Raw genomic sequence first — 17,314 nt, forward strand, 5'->3', positions numbered from 1 at the left:
CCTTACCTAGTAAGGCATCCTCTGCATCAACTCATGCTTTGTTCTCAGCAAAATTCAAGTAATCTCAATTTTCAGTTGTTAGTGTACTAGCACCTCTGCCTTCTGGCGCTTTTTCTCGCCGTCCGGCGGTGCCTGCATAATATGCCACAGTCCCAAAATTTTGTCAATAGGTTTTCGGCCTTTTTTTGTGATCTTCAAAAATTTGCCCCAAATTGGGCTTTAGCCTGGAACAAGGCAGCCTCCTGAAGCTGAAAACGTATCCCCTGCGTCCCGAGACTGAGCAACAAGCAATCTATTTAGTGGTCCCTGGAACATCCCGTTGGCCAGGCATATCAGCCAAGCAGGCCAAGAAAGCAGGACCAGAAACCTCTCAAGCCATCTTTACATAATATTACATCGATAGCAGTAGATATACTTAGAAGTGATAAAAATTCAATTTTTAGCCTTATAGTACTAACAATAGCCAAATAGGGATTGACACCCACCTATTCAACAGGTACTCTTTATCAATGTTACGTGTGTCAGGGGTTAATCTTGTGGAGGATACAGCACTATATGAAATATTTCTTCTGGATCGCCTTCGCTGTATTTCTAGCAGCATCTATTCCTCACGTCGCCTACTTTTTCGCCTCCTTCGAGCCATCGCAGGGACCAGAGGGTATATGGTGGTGGGCGGTAAGTTATGCAATCGCTATAAGTATTGATGTCACAGTTTATCTTCTTTCATGGACAGCATTTCAAAGGTATCGCCAATATCATACGGCAAGAGCAGTCTGGCAACACTGGCTATTAATTATCATGTGCACGTTTTTTTCCTGGGCCGTGAACTGGGCATACGCCAAACAATTTCATAGCACGAACATGCTCAGCTCGGCCGAAGCTGCGGCCCCCTGGCTAACCAACATCTTTCCTTTTATGGCCAGCGCCTTTCCCTTGCTGGGTATCGTCTATACCATGATGGCCGAAACCATTACAGATACAGCGACAGCCGAAAAGAAAGAAAAGGTTCTCCAGCTAAACGCCCTCAACGAACTATCAAGGCAAACGCATCTGCCGATAGCCACCTTGCGCCGGGCGCTCAGCAACGGCTCACGGCTCACGCCCACGAGTCTGATTACAGCCGTGACCAGCCGTCCGAGCGACGAAGCTGCTCCGGTGAGCCCAGCCTCGCCAAAGAACGAAGCCCAGCGTCCCATCACGGGGCAGTTCGTGACCCTGGAGAGCGATCCCAAGCAGCCGGCTTTCGGTAAAGGTCAGAGCAAAACCCCGGCTGCAAGTGCACCGCCCGAGGGAAATCCCGATAAATTGCAGATGACCATTGAAGCACTCAAAACGCAACCAGATATGACGGATGAGGCTCTTGCGCACTTCTTATCGCTCAAGCGCCCGGCCAGCGCGCGCTTCTGGCGCCTCAAAGCTATTGAAATACTCAATGCTCCTGATAAAGAGACAACTGAATCTTCTCAAAACTATAACCAGGCCTGGGAACAGGGGGAGCTATGGCCAACGGAAGCGGCAGCAAGCGCTAGCTTGACGTTTACGGAATGTTATGCTAAAATTGTCGGAGTGCATATAGTATGGACTTTGGAGGCTGACAAACCGCCAAATTAAGGTGGGTGTTGCAGTTTGACAGTGTTGTCTACTTGTAACTAGAGAAAATTTCATCTCCAATTATTTAGGGAGGTATCAATGCCGGCCACATTCAGTTATGCGAGTATCTTGCATGCAGTCGGTCAGGTGTTAGACCAGATCGGCGTGAAGAGTATCGCAATCCACGAGGAAGAGGACGGTCTCTTCGTAGAAGGGTTTAATAGTGACGGCCAGCTGCAAGTACAGATGCGCTATGATGTTGCCAGTCTGTACGAATTGGTGAATAGATCAGAGGGTCAGGAGGAAGAGCACACCACGACACAGACAACAGGCCTGCTTCACCGCTTCCTGACTGATCACAACCGTGAATTGGTTGGCGCTACCCATTAACTCTTTTCTTTCAGAATGGCTATAGCGCGTTTTAGCAAGGAGTACAGAACCGGAGGCCTTCCTCCGGTTCTTATGTCATGAACTATACTAGCTCTTCTAAAAAATTGTGAAAAACAGTATCTTTAAAAAAAGGGGGGATCAGGACGGAGATATAACCACTTCTATTGATTGCAGAGCCAACGCTTCCCATAACTACGCATACTCTCAATTACATATACGAGATCTAGCCCTTTCTCAGTAAGCGAATATTCGACGCGAGGAGGCACTTCGGCAAATGTCCGACGCGTAATGATGCCTTCCTCTTCAAGGGAGCGTAAACGCTCAGAAAGCGTTTTTGGGCTAATACCATTAAGAGAGCGTTCAAGCTGATTAAAACGTTTGACACCAGCAGCCAAATCGCGGATAATGAGTAAAGTCCATTTGCCGCTAATAATATCGGCGGTCCGGGCTACTGGGCAAACAGCATCATCTAGATGATTGGATTTTGTTAGCTCCATTGCTTTAACTCTTTTGCTAGTCATGTCTTTTTCTCAACTACAGAATATACCATAGTAGGTACGCAAAGTAAAGCGCAGACCTCTCGACTTTGCTATTAAAGTATGATATGCTCATAGCTATAGGATACACTGCAAGGTTGTCCGAGCACCTGAACAATCATAAATCTTGGCCTGCGCGGTTTCTCCCTATGAGAGGAGAAGGTTGTGCCCGAAGATATTGCTTTATTCATTGACTTTGAGAACATACGATACAGTATGCTGAATATTCAACGGCGGGAGCCTGATCCCCAGGAACTCATTGCGGTTGCCCGTCGCTATGGCACTGTTATGGTCGCCCGCGCTTATGCGGACTGGTCTCGACAACCAGAGCCTTTTAAAGGCAGTTTAACGGCGGCGATGATTGATCGGGTCGATTGCCCGGCCAAACAGCGCGATCGTATCCGGATGGGGACGATCCACTATTCCGGAAATACTCCTACAGGCTCTCTTACGACTCCAAGTTATGTCGCCGAGCAGGGATCATATACGAAGCCATGGCCTAATGGCGTCACTGGGAGTTCTGGTAACCTTCCGGCTATTCAGCCCAATATGCAAAATGGCTGGTCTTCCGACCCTGATACATCTATCCCGATGCAAGGCGAGCTTGATGACAACCTTCTAGCGGAAGATGACCAACCTACTGAGGAAGGCTATAGCCTGTCCGAGTACCAGCAGCGCGAGTCCTACAGGCAAAATATCTCTGGTCAATATGGTCAGTCCAATCCAACTGGCCCTCTTGGGCAGAGTACTACCGGTCCTTTAGGATATCCCACTACGTCTATTCCGCATGCTGGCAATACTGGTCATATGGCTGCCGTCAACGCCAACGCTAGCGGCAATAGCACGATCGTGCAAAGCACCGTCGTGCAAAGTACCGTTGACTTAAATATGTTGATGGATATCATTGAAACCGTTTTTGATCGTCCCACCATCACGACTTTCGTTTTGATGACTGGGGATAAAGATTTCACTCGTATCAGTGCCCGTCTAAAGCTACGTTTGAACAAAACTGTTATTGTTGTAGGTATTCCAGGAACCGTCAGCCGAGATCTCATAAGCAGTGCAAATCAATTTGTTCCGTTAGTACCCGGTGGAAGTGGAAGTTCTGGTAATACAGGTGCGCTTCCTGTCACTAATTCTAATTATGCCCAAATGTCTGGTGGTACTACTGGCTCTATACCCGCTATCAATTTCTCCGGTACTACCAATTCTCAATTCCAACCACCATTTGGTACGTCACCTATGGATGCTCTTGATCCACAATTCTTGCAGTTCCTAGATTATATCGACCGTAACTGGTCCTGGCGTACAATTATTGGTGTCTCTAATTTTATTGGCGATCCGGTCAATCCTAAAAACCGTTTCCGGGGACGGCTTACTCGTGAGTCCGCCCGCGAACTCTTAAATACCTGTATCCAACAGGGTATTTTGCTCGTGCAGACTGACCCAACCGGTGCCGAAGATTTACGTCTGAACCGCTTGCATCCCGGGGTAGATGAGGTGCTCAAGCAGTTCGTTCGCTAATACAAAAGAGTTAAAAACAGGCCCCGCACTCGTTTGTTGGGGCCTGTTTTTTTTGCTTCGATGTTGTTTTCTCATAAACAGAGAGGTTTATTATTCCTATGGACGAAGCTCGTGTTTCTTTTTTGCGCCACATGATCTCCGCGCCCAGCCCCTCGGGAGCTGAACAGGCGGTCCAGCAGGTTATACGCGAGGAGGTCCGCCAGTATACCGATGAGGTACGTACAGATGTTCACGGCAACGTGATAGCTTCCCTCAATGCAGCTGGCGAACCCCGCGTTATGCTTACCGCTCACTGTGACGAACTTGGTTTCTTGATCCGCTATATCGATGAGCAGGGCTTCCTTTATTTCGCCCCTATTGGGGGCTTCGATCCCGCTACACTACCAGGCAATCGCGTGAAGATTCTTACTCCTTCCGGCCCCGTAATTGGGGTGATTGGCCGCAAACCAGTTCATATTATGCACGGTGACGATCGCGACAAAATGCCTAAGCTATCAGATCTATGGATCGATATCGGGGCCGCAAATAAGGAAGAGGCGCTCAAACGGGTTCCTCTTGGCAGCTTTGCGACGCGCGCGGCTGAACTTGAGCCCCTGCACGGCAATCTACTGGTTTCGCGCGCTCTTGACGATAAGTCTGGCATCTTTACAGTCGTGGAGGCTGTACGCCGCATTCATGAGAAGCGCGAGGCTCTGCAGGCTGGCGTTTTCTTTGTGTCGGCGGTTCAGGAAGAGGTTGGCCTGCGTGGCGCACGGACGGGAGCCTTTGGTGTCGATCCTCTTATCGCGATTGCTGTGGACGTAACCTTTACTAGCGATCATCCAGGGGTCTCCAAGCAGGAGCTGGGAGATATCAAGCTCAATGGCGGTCCCGTGCTGACTGTGGGCGGAAATATCAATCCACGCGTGTATCAGTTGCTGATTAAGGCAGCTGAAGAGGCGGGGTTGGCCTATCAGATCGATTCGCAGCCCGATAGCACGGGTACCGATACCGATGTAATTCAGGTTGTGCGCAGCGGCGTAGCAACTGGCCTGGTTAGTCTGCCTTTACGCTATATGCATACAGCTTCGGAAATCGTTTCGCTTAAGGATATAGATGAGTCGGCTGAGCTGATTGCGCGTTTTGTCCTGGCGCTTGACAAAAATGTGAATGTGATCCCCTAAGATCAGCAGGAGGTGAGATCACTTGAGCTCACACAGAGTTCGGTGATCTCACTTTGTATTCTCCTTCAGATCTTGCAGCTCTCGCCTACCGGCTAGTGCTGCATGGGCGGCATTTGCTCCGGATATTGCGATTGTGGCTGCTCATACTCTTGATAAGCACTCTCGCGCTCCGCATTGCTGGCCTCGGCAGGCCGATATGGCTCTTCTACAACGCGATATCCTTGCTCATAGGACTGATATGGCTGCTCCTCTTGCCGATAAACCGGCTGATATGGCGCCTGATAAAGCGGAGGCTGATATGGCTGCCGATATCCTATCCTGGAGGCGGTCCAGGGACTTCCCCCATTCATCAAGGCGGCAAAGAGAATGCTAAGCCCAATCGCAATGCCTATGGCGAGCATAAAGCCGAAGGCAGAGTGAGAGAAGATCATAATAAACACAAAAATCATCCATGGGAAGCCATATATGCCACGCATACGCCTTGAGCGTCGCCATCCTTGCTGATTGTGATAGTACACTTTTTCTCTCCTTCACAAAACCCGTAAAACACTGGGCGCTTCTCGATCTCGAATGCAACCCATTTCTCAAGCAATCAAATAAATCTATACACATCTTTGCCTACGTCAGGTTAAAGGTTTCTCTTCTTACTGCTTCTCGCGCTCCTGCTTCCCATCACTTCCTCTCCCGGCAAATTGAGGTTCTTGATGAACTAAATATTTATTAAGTGCAGCTGAGGGAAATCATATTTATCTATGTTAACCTATACTATAGTATATCATTACTAGTCACCAACCTTCTAACTCTCCGCCTCCTCCGGGTCCGACATGATTTCTTTATTGCTAATCGCTATCATCAATATAGCACATCGTTATTTTCATGTCAAGACGCAACCTTGCCGATTCCATGGCCGTATATTGGATCAGGTAGGTGCTTGAGAAATACATCTTTTATACAAGAATAGATTGATCTTTATGGAAGAGTGCTCTAAATCACGTTTGCGGTGTTACGAGTTACCGCACTGCGCCGTCTTCGTATGTGAGATAATAGCCTCAACTATGTTTAGCACTATGACTTCTGGAGGATTAGACCTATGTCTTTTGGATTTATCGACATCCTGTTCTTAGCAACTGTAGCCTTGCTCGTCTTTAACGGATTGCGCAATGGCGCCCTCTTTAGCATTATCAATTTGATTGGTATCCCAATTGCCTTTGGCATAGTTTACTTTTTTGGCCCACGCTTTACGCAGCTCCTGGCCGCCAATGGCCTCTCAGCAACGCCTCTCATCTCCTATATTGTGCTCTTCTTTGGCAGCATTTTGATTCTTCATATTATCGGTACAGTTATTCGTGGGGTTGTGCAGCAGATTCCGGTCATCGGCTTTGGCGACGCTCTGCTAGGAGGCGTTGTGGGCTTTATCGAAGCCTGGCTCATCTGGCTCATTTTATTGCTAGTGCTTGGCAGCTTCTTACAAAATGTACAGGGCACCATCCAGCAGGGTTCGCGGCTTGTGCCCGGTGGACTCACTATTCAGGTCGATCAGTTCAGGGCCTGGCACGACTTTTACAATGAGGCAATCACCAAAAGCTTGTTCGCGCAGGTTAATAGCTTCTTTATTAAACAGCTGCCAGGACTGCCGCAGTTTCCACACTGAGCAAGAGAGAGCTTGCGTTCTCGCTACCGGCTACATACAATACACATAGATATGTTAATACACAAGAGAATCGGAGGTAAACTACGGTAAAGCAAGATCGTCTCATTGATACTGGAGTGAATCGCGGCCCTGAGCGCGCTTATCTTGTGGCGGTTGAAACTGCTGATCATGACAACATGTGGAGCGCCGAAGACTCGATCAGCGAGCTAGGCACGCTGGCCCATACGGCCGGTGCAACTGTGGTTGGCAGGATGATTCAGCGCCTGCCCCATCCCGACCAGGTGACCTACGTCGGCAAAGGACGCGCTCAGGAATTGAAGGATCTGGAGAAGCAGCTCGATTTTGAGCTTGTGCTCTGCGACGATGAGCTCTCGCCCAACCAGCAGCGGGGCTTGGAGCAGCTCCTTGAAGCGCGGGTAGTCGATCGCACAGCCCTCATTCTTGACATCTTTGCCCAACATGCCCATACGCGTGAAGGTCGGCTACAGGTTGAGCTGGCTCAGCTTGAGTATCGCCTCCCGCGCCTGACCGGCCACGGTATTGGGCTCTCACGGCAGGCTGGCGGCTCACGCAGCGCGGGCAGCAGCGGAACTGGCGGTGCAATTGGTGTGCGCGGCCCCGGTGAAACCAAGCTAGAGCTCGATCGTAGACGCATTCGCAGGCGCATCTCTGAGTTAAAGGAAGAAATCGAGGAAGTACGGGCCCAACGCTCTTTGCATCGGCGGCAAAGGACGGCGCAAGCCATTCCTGTGGTTGCCGTAGTTGGTTATACCAATGCCGGCAAATCTACGCTCTTCAACGCACTTACCTCTTCCGAAGTGCTGGCCGAGAACAAGCTCTTTGCGACTCTCGATCCAATTACCCGCCATACAGTCTTACCCGGGAATCAGGAAGCTTTGCTTACCGATACTGTTGGCTTCATTCAGAAATTGCCGACGAAGCTTATTGCGGCTTTCCGCGCGACGCTCGAAGAGGTGATTGAGGCAGATCTCTTGCTAGAGGTTGTTGATGTCAGCCATGAGAACGCTATTGAACAGAGCGAAACCGTGAATGATATCCTCACGGAGTTGGATGCTACCAATAAGCCACGCGTGACCGCGCTCAACAAAATCGATCTTCTCGATGAGCCTAGCGAACTCGACATCAGTCTCTATCCAAATGCAGTTCCGGTCTCGGCAATACGCGAAAGCGGGCTTGATGAGCTACGCGCCAAAATTGCTGAGGTGCTGGCTAACAATATGGAGACCATCCAGGTCATGATTCCCTTTACCAGAGGTCAACTTATCGAGCTTTTCCATCGCCGTGGCCATGTGGAGCACGAGCAACACGAGCACGAGGGGGTTTTCATTGCCGGACGCATCCCCTCCTCTCTTCACGATTTCTATAAGCCTTACGCCCGAATCTTGAGCTGATCCTGGCCGTCTCGGCTTGCTCTTTTTCAGACCGAGACGGCAGGTGACTGAAGCTCAAAACAAGAAATATTGCCACACTACCCAAGAAGTGCTACCATACTTGTAGGCATATAGCTAAATGTGCTATTGTCATCAGTGGCAAGCACAGGGAACCGTCAAGTCTTCCTAAAGAAGTGAGAGTAGCTGATGGCAGAACGAAAGCCACAAAGTACATTCGTTCCTTTACGTATTCGCTTACGTACGTCTTCGCAAGAGGCGCAAACAGAAACCGGCCATGCGCCCGATAACAACTCACAAAACGTCATTGAGTCCCCACAGGCCAGATCGCTTGATGCTCAGCAGCGTCATACGCGTCATATCAAAGAACTGCTGCGCCTGAATAATCTTCTGCGTGCGGACCTGAGATTGGAAGAGGTCCTGCAGCAGATCGCCGCCTCTATTACAGTCTGTACAGGATTTCGGGCTCTGGGCATCCATCTGGTAGATGAAAAGGAGCAGCGGATCGCGCCAGTGGCCTACGTCGGTCTTTCGGCCGAGCAGGAGCAAGAGCTACAGGCCCGCCTGCAACCCTCTCCTGTGCATGAGGTTCTGGAAGTAATTATGCGTCCAGAATATCGCATCAGTCAAAGCTATTTTATCTCGCATGAACACGGCAACGTTTTTGAGGATGGCGGCCAGGTAAGAATACTCCCGCTGGAAAGCTATAAGCCGGGCGGCTGGCACCCTGATGATATGCTCTTTGTGCCCCTCCTGAGCCCGCGCGAGCAAAGGGTGGTCGGCCTCTTCTCTCTTGACGATCCCGAGGATGGCAATATTCCAACCGAGGAGAGCATCGAGACTGTCGAGCTCTTTGCCAACCAGGCGGCAATTGCCATTGATAACGCGCGTATTTTCACCGAAAGTGAGGAGGAGCGGATCGCGCTTGAGAATGGCATTGCCCAGTTGCGCGATGACGTACAACGCTTGCAGCGCGGCGATTTACGCATACGTATGCGCTCTACCCATCCTAAGCTGCAGCCAATCGTGGACGCGCTTAACGTCATGATCGAAGAGGTAAGTTCTATCGTCGGTAGTATGCAATTGGTCACGCAAGCCGTCGATGAGCATGCCCACAGTATGCAGCGTAGCTCTGAGCTTCTGGTTCACTCTACCAGCCAGCAAGAGCAGCAAGTGCATCAGATCTCTGAGGTGATTGATAATCTTGCCAGCCGTATGCATCAGGTCTCAGAAAGGGCAGCTTTGCTCTCAAAAACTGCGGTTGAGGCAGTCGATGTAACCATGGAGGCTCAGGGCGCGGTTGATCGCGCAGTTGATGGTATGGGAATGGTGCGCGAAGCAACTATGCAATCGGCACGTACTATGAAGTCGCTTAGCGAGAGCGGGCAGGGCATCAATGAGACGGTGCTGGCCATCACTGATCTAACGGTCCGTATGCATCATCTAGCGCTCAATGCGGCCATAGAAGCGACCCGAGCCGGCGAGCCCGGGCAGGGCTTTGCGGTCATCGCGCAAGAGTTGCGCACACTGGCCGCCCATAGCGGCGAAGCCTCGCGTAAGGTTGGGGCCTATATTCGCACCATCCAGCATGAGACTACGGTGGTCTCTCAGAGCGTAGAGCAAAATACGCAGCAGGTTGTTATGCAAACCGAGTTGGTCACCCAGACAGGGGTAGCTCTGGAGGCTGTTAGTATTATTACTGAGCAGTTGTCCAATCTCATTCAGGGTATCTGTACGACAGCCGAGAATCAGGAGCAGGGTTCTCAGCTTGTTGTGAACTCGGTCCAGGAAATTTTGCGCATGACAGGAGATGTAACACACAATATGCGCGAAATGCAACAATCGCTTTCCCACTTGGTCCATCTCACCGATTCGCTCCGCTCGCGCATGGCGGTATTTCGCCTGGAAAAACGCTGAAGGCCTGCTCTGAAGGTCGCCCATATGCTCTCCCTCGCTAGTTGTCCCTGGCAGCCGCTGTGGGGCCTGGCAAAAATTTACGGCTGCTTGCCAGGCAGCCGTAGAGTCTGTGAAGGGCTGCTACTTTCTACCAGGCAGCCGTGTACCGATCCAGATCAGGACGAGAAGGGCCGAAATAATGCCTACGCGCTGAAAGCGTGTAGCCCAGAGCCTTTCTTGCTCAGGATCTCCATCCCCCAGACCCAGCCAATGTACAACCATCTGGAGGGCCGAGAGGCGTGCAGGCTCTGGCGACTGGGCCGACAGCGAGGGCAAGACGACTATATTGCCGCCGGCACGCTTGAGCACAGTAGCGCCAACTATCTCTTCAGTTGTTACTTCCTGCGCCCTTGTATGCAAGTAATCGTTAAGGGCTGTAAAGAACTGCTGAATAAATAACTTCAGCCCACCTTTGATCACAGCAGAGGACCAGAGGGGATCAGCCTTGCGCAAAGCCAGGGTGCCACGATAGGCGATCACTATATGCCCATCACGGCCATTCAAATGAATGCTACCAGTACCGCTGATACCATTCTGCTCTCCATCCCCATTGACGCCAGGCACATGCTGGTGCCCCTCTCCCTCAAAAGCGATCCGATAATGATAAGGATACTGCTGCTCAACAATGGTAACGCGCCCTTTATATGTGCCAACAAAGGGAGTATGCTCAACACGCAGCGCTACATTGTAGGTATGCTTGTCGACCTGCTCTATCCGTTCTATGCCAGGTACTGTGAGGCGCAAAACTTGAGGATTCATCAAGCAGTGCCACACGTCCTCCGGTGATCCCTGCAAAGTATAGGTACCTTCAATATCCATAAAACACACCCTTTTCTATTAATGAGTTCGCGATTTAGAAGGATGATATGCCATTATAGTGAGTTCATACTCTAACCACAAGGGGCCTGCATAAAGCTTGCCATCGCTCCTAGTACTATAGAGACAAATATAGTTTTTCTGATTTTTTCAGCTTTGCATTTTTTGTTCTCTGCCGAGGGATAAAAGAGGAAAAACAGGTCTTTACTGATAATAGCGCTTAACTATGAACTGGATAGAGCAGCACTTATTTATCAAGGGTTGCTTTCGCAGGCTACAAGGTGTATACTTGGTGCCGTATTATCGCATGAAGAGGAAGACGGGTCTCTACCCTACCTCTTTACGAGGAGCTTTGCATGAAAGTAATTCTATTAAAAGATGTTGATGGTTTGGGAAAAGCCGGTGACCTGAAAGAGGTTGCCAATGGTTACGCCCGTAATTACCTCTTACCAAATCAGTTGGCGGCTGGCGCCACGCCTGGCCTTGTCGCGAACCGCACACAGCGTATTGCCGCGGAGCAGCGCAAACAGGAGAAGCTGGCCGAGAGCAATAGGCAGCTGGCCGAGCAGCTTGGTAAGGTCACCCTTACCTTCAAGGCCAAAGTCGGGAGCCAGGGGCGGCTCTATGGTTCGATCACCAGTCAGGATATTGCCTCAGCGTTACGCGAGAGCGAGAAGCTTACCATTGATCGACGCTCTATCGACTTGCCCGATCCGATTCGCGCGCTGGGATCTTTTAGCATTCCTGTAAAGGTTGCTACAAGTCTGGAGCCGAAGATCACTGTGAATGTTGTGGACGAGACTGGACAAGTCGCGGCAACGAATGAGTCGGAGCAGGTCGCGGCTGAGTAAGTCTGGCCAGGTGATGGGTTGCAGGAAGTGTCCTGTCGCTATGGCAACTCTACTTTAGCCTGGAGCTTCCATGCCACGTTGGCTCTATTACTTGTTGATACTGGCCGTCATCGCTCCTATTATTTCTTTGGTAGGAGGGCCTCATCAAGAGACGGCCATTTTTATATGTTCTACGCTTAGCCTTATCCCCCTGGCCGCGCTGATTGGACGCGCGACCGAGGATCTGGAGCATTACGTTGGGCCTATCGTAGGTGGTCTGCTAAACGCTACCTTCGGCAATGCTCCTGAGCTAATCATTGGTATCTTTGCCCTACGCCAGGGCCTGATCTCCGTTGTGAAGGCCTCTATCACAGGCTCGGTTATCAGCAATGCGCTGCTTGTGTTGGGGGGTGCGCTGGCTCTGGGCGGCTGGCGTTGGGGCAAACAGTATTTTAGCAACCGCGATGCCGGGCAATACTCGGCGATGATGGTTATGGCCGTGGCTGGCTTGCTTATCCCTCTGATTGCCAGCATTTCTATCACTGACAAAGGCCGCATGCAGTCCATCAGTATCGGCATCGCAGCTATTATGCTTGTCATCTATATTATGTACCTGGCCCTCAATATTTTTCACGTGCGCGCGGCCCGGCGCAATCCTACCCAGCGGCGCAGCGGCAAGATCGCACCACCTCCACGCGAGGAAGAAGAGCCCGAGGAAGAAGAAGTTGAGGAAGCTCGGGATCAGGCGATTGCCGGCGGTCTGGGACCACGCTCGCAAGAAGCCGAGAGGGCAGAGCCAGGCCCGCCGCTCTGGCTTGCCGCAACTATGCTCCTGGTCGCCACGCTCGGAACTGCCTGGAACAGCGAGCTACTGGTAGGAGCTATTGAGCCGGTAGCCAAAGAGCTAGGTTGGTCAACTACCTTTATCGGCCTTGTCATTATTCCCATTATCGGCAATGCAGCCGAGCATTCTAGCGCGCTGCTGGTTGCCTTTAAGGATCGCGTGGACTTGAGTATGGCCATTGCGGCCGGCTCGTCGATCCAGGTTGCAACCCTTGTAGCGCCTCTGCTTGTCCTGATCAGCCTTTTCCTTCCCCAACACCTTGATCTCGTCTTCCAGCCCTCGAACTGCTCCTGCTGAGCCTGGCGACAATCCTCTTTACCTTCGTCAGCCTTGACGGCGAATCAACCTGGCTGGAAGGTGCACAGTTGATTGCCGTCTATATTATGGCCTGCGTGGTCTTCTTTTTTATGCCCGGCTAGGCTGACTCTCGCGCCTGCCTCAGTCAGGATAGGATGGTGCATTCACGGCGGCCCGGTTTATGGCCTTGGGAATTTGTGGCAAGAGGTCTGAGGCCAACAAGCCGGCATGCCCAAGCTCCTGACTTACAAAGGTAGAGGCCAGCACGTGCAGGTACACGCTGGCGCTGGCGGCGTCAAAAGGTTGAACTCCCTGGGCTAGAAAACCGGTTACCATCCCCGCCAGGACATCGCCAGTGCCGGCAGTGGCCAGAGCGGGATTTGCTAGCAGGTTGATGCGCGCCTGCCCCTCGGGATGGGCAATAATCGTGCACGCGCCCTTCAAGGCGAGAATGACTTTCCATTCTTTGGCTTTCTCACGCGCCAAATCCAGTCGGCTGATATCGCCTCCCGAGACCTTCGTAGCGGCCAGACGTCCCATTTCGCCAGGGTGGGGAGTAATCACAGTATTCTCGGGCAGCAAGGTCCACCAGTGCTCCATAGCCGAGAGATTATTCAAACCATCGGCATCAACCACCAGGCGGGGCCGCTTCTCTTCAGGCAGGGCGCGCAGATGTTCCAGCACCTGCAGGATCACCTCGCGCGTGGTTGGCGATTGCCCAAGGCCGGGGCCGATTAGTAGCGCGCGATAGCCCTCCAGGTGCGCGATCAAGGCCTTGGCCCGTTCAAAACTGCCGGCCTGCTCATCGGGCAAGATGGCAAACGTGGCTTCATGCAGCGAGCTAGCATAAATGGGTAACATTTGCTCAGTCACGGCAAGAGTAATCAGGCCGGCTCCCACGCGTGCGGCTGCGCTACCAGCCAGAAAGATCGAGCCGGGATATGGCAGCGATCCGCCAAAGATCATTACCTTGCCAAAGGTTCCCTTATTGCTATTGAGTCGACGCTCCGGCAACAGGGAATGCACAAGGTTGGTAGTGAGCATTTCTGTTGGCAAGTCGCGCTCCAGGTCAGCGGGCAAACCGATATCCCCTATATAGACGTCGCCAAGGTAGTCGCGCCCGGGGAAGAAGAAAAAGCCCTGCTTGGGACAGGCCAGCGTTATCGTCATATCGGCATGCAACGCGCCAGGATCGACTGCTCCCGTATCGGCATTGAGCCCGGTAGGCAAATCGATGGCGACAATACGCAGCTCGGCGCGGCTCTTGCGTTCCTGCTGCACGCGCTTGAGCAAGGCGCGCATATCCTCGGAGAGAGGACGCGAGCGCCCCGTACCCAATAAAGAATCTATGATGTAGTCAGCACTCTTGATGGCCTCGTCAAGCGTCTTTGCCACCTCTGGCTCAGCAATATCCTTGTCACGGATACGCAACCTTTGTTCTTTCCAATAGTAGAGATTGATGAAAGCGCCAGCTTCCTGCAGATGACGCGCCATTACCAGGCCATCTCCACCATTATTGCCCGGGCCTATCAGGAATAATACTTCAAGGCCATTCATTGAATGATGGGGCAATAGATGGGCCATAAAGATGTCAGCGGCACTCTTGCCGGCGTTTTCCATCAGTATGGGCGAGCTTAAGCCGTATTGACGATCAGCCTGTGCCTCTAGCTCTCGCATTTCTGCGACAGTGACAATATGCATACTAGCCTCCACGCATCTACAAAGTATGTCTTTGCCTCACGTTCGTACTACATGTATTTTAATGCCTGTACGGCCCCAAGGGAAAGGGCTATGCAGGCTTCATGCTCTTTTTTCTGTCTTCCGCTGGCATATTGGGAAGTTGGAAAGCTCTAAGGGCTATAATCGCCCTCTATGAGCGGACCATGAGCTATGATATACTTTTCCCTATGAAATTAGCGCTAAAAATTCGACCCCAACGCAGTACACAATATGCCCATATGACCTCAGCTCTGGCCAGCCCGGAGCTCCAGGCCAGCCCGGCCGGCAGGCTTATTAGCGATATAACTTCGCTCACCCTGGCGGGCCAGGGGTATTTGCTTGTCACAGCTGATGCTTCTCTGCTCACTTCTCGGCCCATGCGCGATCTTTTAGCTCGTCTTGGAGCAAGTAGCGAAGCATACGAATATTTTGAGCAGATAGGTGATATCACGGGTCCCTTGCTGCGGCCCATTGAGCCGCATTTTGTGCCCTTTCTCCCTCTAGAGATGGCAGAGGCGCGCCGCTATAAGGGAAAAACCAACGAGATTTTCACGCGCGTTCTGCTCAACGTGGCGATTTTCGCTGGCGAGTATAGCACACATTATAATGAGCGCCTGCGTATTCTCGATCCCTTAGCCGGAGGCGGCACTACGCTCTTTACCGCCCTTGCTGCCGGTTACGATGCCTTCGGGGTCGAACTTGAACGGCAAGATGTCGAGACCACGGCCCAATTTGTTAAGCAATATCTGACCGGCGAACATATTCCTTTTAAAGAAACTAATGAGCGAAGTCGCAAAGCCGGACGGCGCTACCACTTTGAAATCGGGCGCAAAGGAGAGACGCGCTGGCTGGTCCTGGCCCAGGGCAATACCACGGATGCCAGCATGCACATGCGTGAAGTGGCCGGCGGCCCACACATGCACGCCATCGTCGGCGACCTTCCCTACGGCATCCAGCATTTTGGCGAAATCGCCTCTCTGCTCAGCAAAGCTCTTCCTGTCTGGGAAAGCATGCTTCTACCAGGTGGCACGTTGGCACTATCCTGGAACGCTACACGTATCGAACGCGCGGCGCTAAGCGAGCTGCTAGAGCGCCACACCCATTTACATATACGCAATGATCCTCCCTATACGCTGTTTGCGCATGCAGTTGATCGCGTCATTAAGAAGAGGGATATCATAGTTGGAGTCAAGTCATGAACTGAGTGAAGATCACCGCGCGCTTTTTCATAGAAAAGCAACTCTATTCTCACTGCAGCGTATATGTAGATAACAGTTTACATTTTCTCAGGAGGAAGGCAGAAGAGAGATCTAGCAACCGGAAAATTTGAGACTTTACTAAGTGCGCTAGCTTACTGTATGTGCAGGTTTTTGTAGCAACTGTGGCCGCCAAAGGAAAGTCAAAGCAGCGTAGGCAGGCACAGGCAAACCCGCCCCAGGGTGCCTTCTCATTGAGGGTGGTTTGCTCTGTGCATTAGCTATACAACGTAAGCGTATTCGCTTATAATAATAGCGTTATCTTAAAACTAGTTTCTAGAAATATTGCTGTCTCTCCCAGGATACTGCAACACATTCGGGGTTGGTAAGGGCTTGATCTTCCCTCCTGAGAAACCCCATTTAAACTATGAGGAGTATATATGCGTAACCTCCCTAATCTGCTTAGCCTGAGCAGACTCCTGGCCACAGTACTGGTATTCATATTAGTGCTGATCGATCAACCCTGGGCCTTTCTGCTGGCCACAGCTTTATTTTTACTTGCCTCCATTACAGATTTTTTCGATGGCTACCTGGCTCGGCGCCTCAAAGTCGTTTCATCGCTTGGCGTATTCCTGGACCTTACTGCGGATAAAGTATTTGTCGTAGCTATCCTTACCGCTATGGTGCAGATCTCTCTTATCCCGGCCTGGATCGTTTTCATCATCGTTACGCGCGAGTTTCTTGTCATGGGCCTGCGCTCTATGGCCGCTGCGCGCGGAAAAGTTATTCCGGCTGGAGTCTGGGGCAAGCAGAAGACCTTCATTACTCTCGTTGCCATGGGAGGAATATTGCTGGCCAAAGGGCTGGGAGCGCATATGCTTAGTCTGTTTCCGCCCATGCTCGTCTTTAACAGTCAGACCCTTGTCTTTAGCGAACTCTTACTGCTAGCTGCCGATGCTCTTATGATTGTGGCAACGATCTGGACCATTTTCTCGGGCATAGAATATATAGTAAGTGCTCTGCCGCTCTTTAATGCAAACGATCAATCGCAATCATCTTAATTCTATCGTTAGAAACGGTCTGAAAACGGCGTCATGGCCAGGCTGCTCTCTGACTCAGGCCGTTTCTGAATAACACCCCGATATTCTTTATGGCTAACCAGGAGCAGACAGATATAGAATTGCTCAATGCTTTCCTCCCATTCAAGAACGTGGAGCGCTGACCTATCTGGTAACGACGTTTGGTAAAAAATCTTATATCCCCATATCTCTAACCCATCCTGCATGGCTACACCCTCGCTTCCAAAGCATATCCCTGGCAAGCCTTCTCTCCCAGGCAAAGCCAGCATCTTTGTTAGTGGCGAGAGATCTTTTCAGAGATGCTGGCCTCTACA

At 51.3% G+C, this 17,314-nt stretch carries 16 protein-coding genes; 11 read left to right on the forward strand and 5 right to left on the reverse strand.

From position 1 onward, the window contains the following. The first annotated feature begins 555 nt into the window (after positions 1 to 555). Entirely contained in the window at positions 556 to 1,611 is a 1,056-nt protein-coding gene (locus tag EPA93_RS26580) for a hypothetical protein (RefSeq protein ID WP_129890413.1), read from the forward strand. A 78-nt stretch (positions 1,612 to 1,689) separates the two neighbouring features. Then, the gene (locus EPA93_RS26585; protein WP_129890414.1) at positions 1,690 to 1,980 is read left to right on the forward strand and encodes a hypothetical protein; all 291 of its coding nucleotides are present in this window, start codon (positions 1,690 to 1,692) and stop codon (positions 1,978 to 1,980) included. A gap of 161 nt (positions 1,981 to 2,141) precedes the next feature. Here EPA93_RS26585 and EPA93_RS26590 read toward each other — a convergent pair whose 3' ends face one another. Continuing rightward, positions 2,142 to 2,477, reverse strand: a complete 336-nt coding sequence (locus EPA93_RS26590) for a winged helix-turn-helix transcriptional regulator (protein ID WP_129890415.1) — start codon at positions 2,475 to 2,477, stop codon at positions 2,142 to 2,144. 204 nt (positions 2,478 to 2,681) lie between these two features. Between EPA93_RS26590 and EPA93_RS26595 the strand changes: the two genes are divergently transcribed. Next, positions 2,682 to 4,040, forward strand: coding sequence for an NYN domain-containing protein (locus EPA93_RS26595; protein ID WP_129890416.1), 1,359 nt, complete (start codon positions 2,682 to 2,684; stop codon positions 4,038 to 4,040). Positions 4,041 to 4,138: 98 nt separating this feature from the next. Next, the gene (locus EPA93_RS26600; protein WP_129890417.1) at positions 4,139 to 5,203 is read left to right on the forward strand and encodes a M42 family metallopeptidase; all 1,065 of its coding nucleotides are present in this window, start codon (positions 4,139 to 4,141) and stop codon (positions 5,201 to 5,203) included. A gap of 92 nt (positions 5,204 to 5,295) precedes the next feature. Here EPA93_RS26600 and EPA93_RS26605 read toward each other — a convergent pair whose 3' ends face one another. Beyond that, positions 5,296 to 5,721, reverse strand: coding sequence for a hypothetical protein (locus EPA93_RS26605; protein ID WP_129890418.1), 426 nt, complete (start codon positions 5,719 to 5,721; stop codon positions 5,296 to 5,298). Between the two features lie 572 nt (positions 5,722 to 6,293). Here EPA93_RS26605 and EPA93_RS26610 point away from each other — a divergent pair. The 3 genes from EPA93_RS26610 to EPA93_RS26620 all read left to right on the forward strand — a co-directional run bounded on the left by EPA93_RS26610 (position 6,294) and on the right by EPA93_RS26620 (position 10,180). After that, on the forward strand, positions 6,294 to 6,854 hold the full coding sequence (locus EPA93_RS26610; RefSeq protein WP_129890419.1) for a CvpA family protein: 561 nt from the start codon (positions 6,294 to 6,296) through the stop codon (positions 6,852 to 6,854). A gap of 116 nt (positions 6,855 to 6,970) precedes the next feature. Beyond that, positions 6,971 to 8,266: a GTPase HflX gene (hflX, locus tag EPA93_RS26615; RefSeq protein WP_242527145.1), complete on the forward strand. Its 1,296-nt coding sequence runs from the start codon at positions 6,971 to 6,973 to the stop codon at positions 8,264 to 8,266. A gap of 186 nt (positions 8,267 to 8,452) precedes the next feature. Next, positions 8,453 to 10,180, forward strand: coding sequence for a methyl-accepting chemotaxis protein (locus tag EPA93_RS26620; RefSeq protein ID WP_129890420.1), 1,728 nt, complete (start codon positions 8,453 to 8,455; stop codon positions 10,178 to 10,180). 120 nt (positions 10,181 to 10,300) lie between these two features. Here the strand turns inward: EPA93_RS26620 and EPA93_RS26625 are convergent, their stop codons facing one another. Beyond that, positions 10,301 to 11,038 carry an SRPBCC family protein gene (locus EPA93_RS26625; RefSeq protein ID WP_129890421.1) on the reverse strand — a complete coding sequence of 246 codons (738 nt, stop codon included), beginning with the start codon at positions 11,036 to 11,038 and terminating at the stop codon, positions 10,301 to 10,303. Positions 11,039 to 11,391: 353 nt separating this feature from the next. Here EPA93_RS26625 and rplI point away from each other — a divergent pair, with 353 nt between their 5' ends. Next, on the forward strand, positions 11,392 to 11,886 hold the full coding sequence (gene rplI / locus EPA93_RS26630; RefSeq protein WP_129890422.1) for a 50S ribosomal protein L9: 495 nt from the start codon (positions 11,392 to 11,394) through the stop codon (positions 11,884 to 11,886). Between the two features lie 70 nt (positions 11,887 to 11,956). After that, on the forward strand, positions 11,957 to 13,006 hold the full coding sequence (gene cax / locus EPA93_RS26635) for a calcium/proton exchanger (protein ID WP_129890423.1): 1,050 nt from the start codon (positions 11,957 to 11,959) through the stop codon (positions 13,004 to 13,006). A 141-nt stretch (positions 13,007 to 13,147) separates the two neighbouring features. Here cax and EPA93_RS26640 read toward each other — a convergent pair whose 3' ends face one another. Beyond that, complete coding sequence (locus tag EPA93_RS26640) at positions 13,148 to 14,707, reverse strand: NAD(P)H-hydrate dehydratase (RefSeq protein ID WP_129890424.1); 1,560 nt, start codon at positions 14,705 to 14,707, stop codon at positions 13,148 to 13,150. A gap of 182 nt (positions 14,708 to 14,889) precedes the next feature. Between EPA93_RS26640 and EPA93_RS26645 the strand changes: the two genes are divergently transcribed. Both EPA93_RS26645 and pgsA read left to right on the forward strand, forming a co-directional pair. After that, on the forward strand, positions 14,890 to 15,924 hold the full coding sequence (locus EPA93_RS26645) for a TRM11 family methyltransferase (RefSeq protein ID WP_129890425.1): 1,035 nt from the start codon (positions 14,890 to 14,892) through the stop codon (positions 15,922 to 15,924). 437 nt (positions 15,925 to 16,361) lie between these two features. Next, positions 16,362 to 16,982: a CDP-diacylglycerol--glycerol-3-phosphate 3-phosphatidyltransferase gene (gene pgsA, locus EPA93_RS26650; RefSeq protein WP_129890426.1), complete on the forward strand. Its 621-nt coding sequence runs from the start codon at positions 16,362 to 16,364 to the stop codon at positions 16,980 to 16,982. An 8-nt stretch (positions 16,983 to 16,990) separates the two neighbouring features. Here pgsA and EPA93_RS26655 read toward each other — a convergent pair whose 3' ends face one another. Then, on the reverse strand, positions 16,991 to 17,206 hold the full coding sequence (locus tag EPA93_RS26655; RefSeq protein ID WP_129890427.1) for a hypothetical protein: 216 nt from the start codon (positions 17,204 to 17,206) through the stop codon (positions 16,991 to 16,993). Positions 17,207 to 17,314: the final 108 nt, after the last annotated feature.

The organism is Ktedonosporobacter rubrisoli, from assembly GCF_004208415.1.
Lineage (GTDB): Bacteria > Chloroflexota > Ktedonobacteria > Ktedonobacterales > Ktedonobacteraceae > Ktedonosporobacter > Ktedonosporobacter rubrisoli.

Excerpts from the sequence above, each read along its gene's own strand:
- EPA93_RS26655 (WP_129890427.1), bottom strand. The coding sequence starts at position 17,206 with ATGCAGGATGGGTTAGAGATATGGGGATATAAGATTTTTTACCAAACG.
- EPA93_RS26600 (WP_129890417.1), top strand. The coding sequence starts at position 4,139 with ATGGACGAAGCTCGTGTTTCTTTTTTGCGCCACATGATCTCCGCGCCC.
- pgsA (WP_129890426.1), top strand. The coding sequence starts at position 16,362 with ATGCGTAACCTCCCTAATCTGCTTAGCCTGAGCAGACTCCTGGCCACA.
- EPA93_RS26590 (WP_129890415.1), bottom strand. The coding sequence starts at position 2,477 with ATGGAGCTAACAAAATCCAATCATCTAGATGATGCTGTTTGCCCAGTA.
- EPA93_RS26640 (WP_129890424.1), bottom strand. The coding sequence starts at position 14,707 with ATGCATATTGTCACTGTCGCAGAAATGCGAGAGCTAGAGGCACAGGCT.
- rplI (WP_129890422.1), top strand. The coding sequence starts at position 11,392 with ATGAAAGTAATTCTATTAAAAGATGTTGATGGTTTGGGAAAAGCCGGT.
- cax (WP_129890423.1), top strand. The coding sequence starts at position 11,957 with ATGCCACGTTGGCTCTATTACTTGTTGATACTGGCCGTCATCGCTCCT.
- EPA93_RS26625 (WP_129890421.1), bottom strand. The coding sequence starts at position 11,038 with ATGGATATTGAAGGTACCTATACTTTGCAGGGATCACCGGAGGACGTG.
- EPA93_RS26585 (WP_129890414.1), top strand. The coding sequence starts at position 1,690 with ATGCCGGCCACATTCAGTTATGCGAGTATCTTGCATGCAGTCGGTCAG.
- EPA93_RS26620 (WP_129890420.1), top strand. The coding sequence starts at position 8,453 with ATGGCAGAACGAAAGCCACAAAGTACATTCGTTCCTTTACGTATTCGC.
- EPA93_RS26580 (WP_129890413.1), top strand. The coding sequence starts at position 556 with ATGAAATATTTCTTCTGGATCGCCTTCGCTGTATTTCTAGCAGCATCT.
- EPA93_RS26610 (WP_129890419.1), top strand. The coding sequence starts at position 6,294 with ATGTCTTTTGGATTTATCGACATCCTGTTCTTAGCAACTGTAGCCTTG.
- EPA93_RS26645 (WP_129890425.1), top strand. The coding sequence starts at position 14,890 with ATGAGCTATGATATACTTTTCCCTATGAAATTAGCGCTAAAAATTCGA.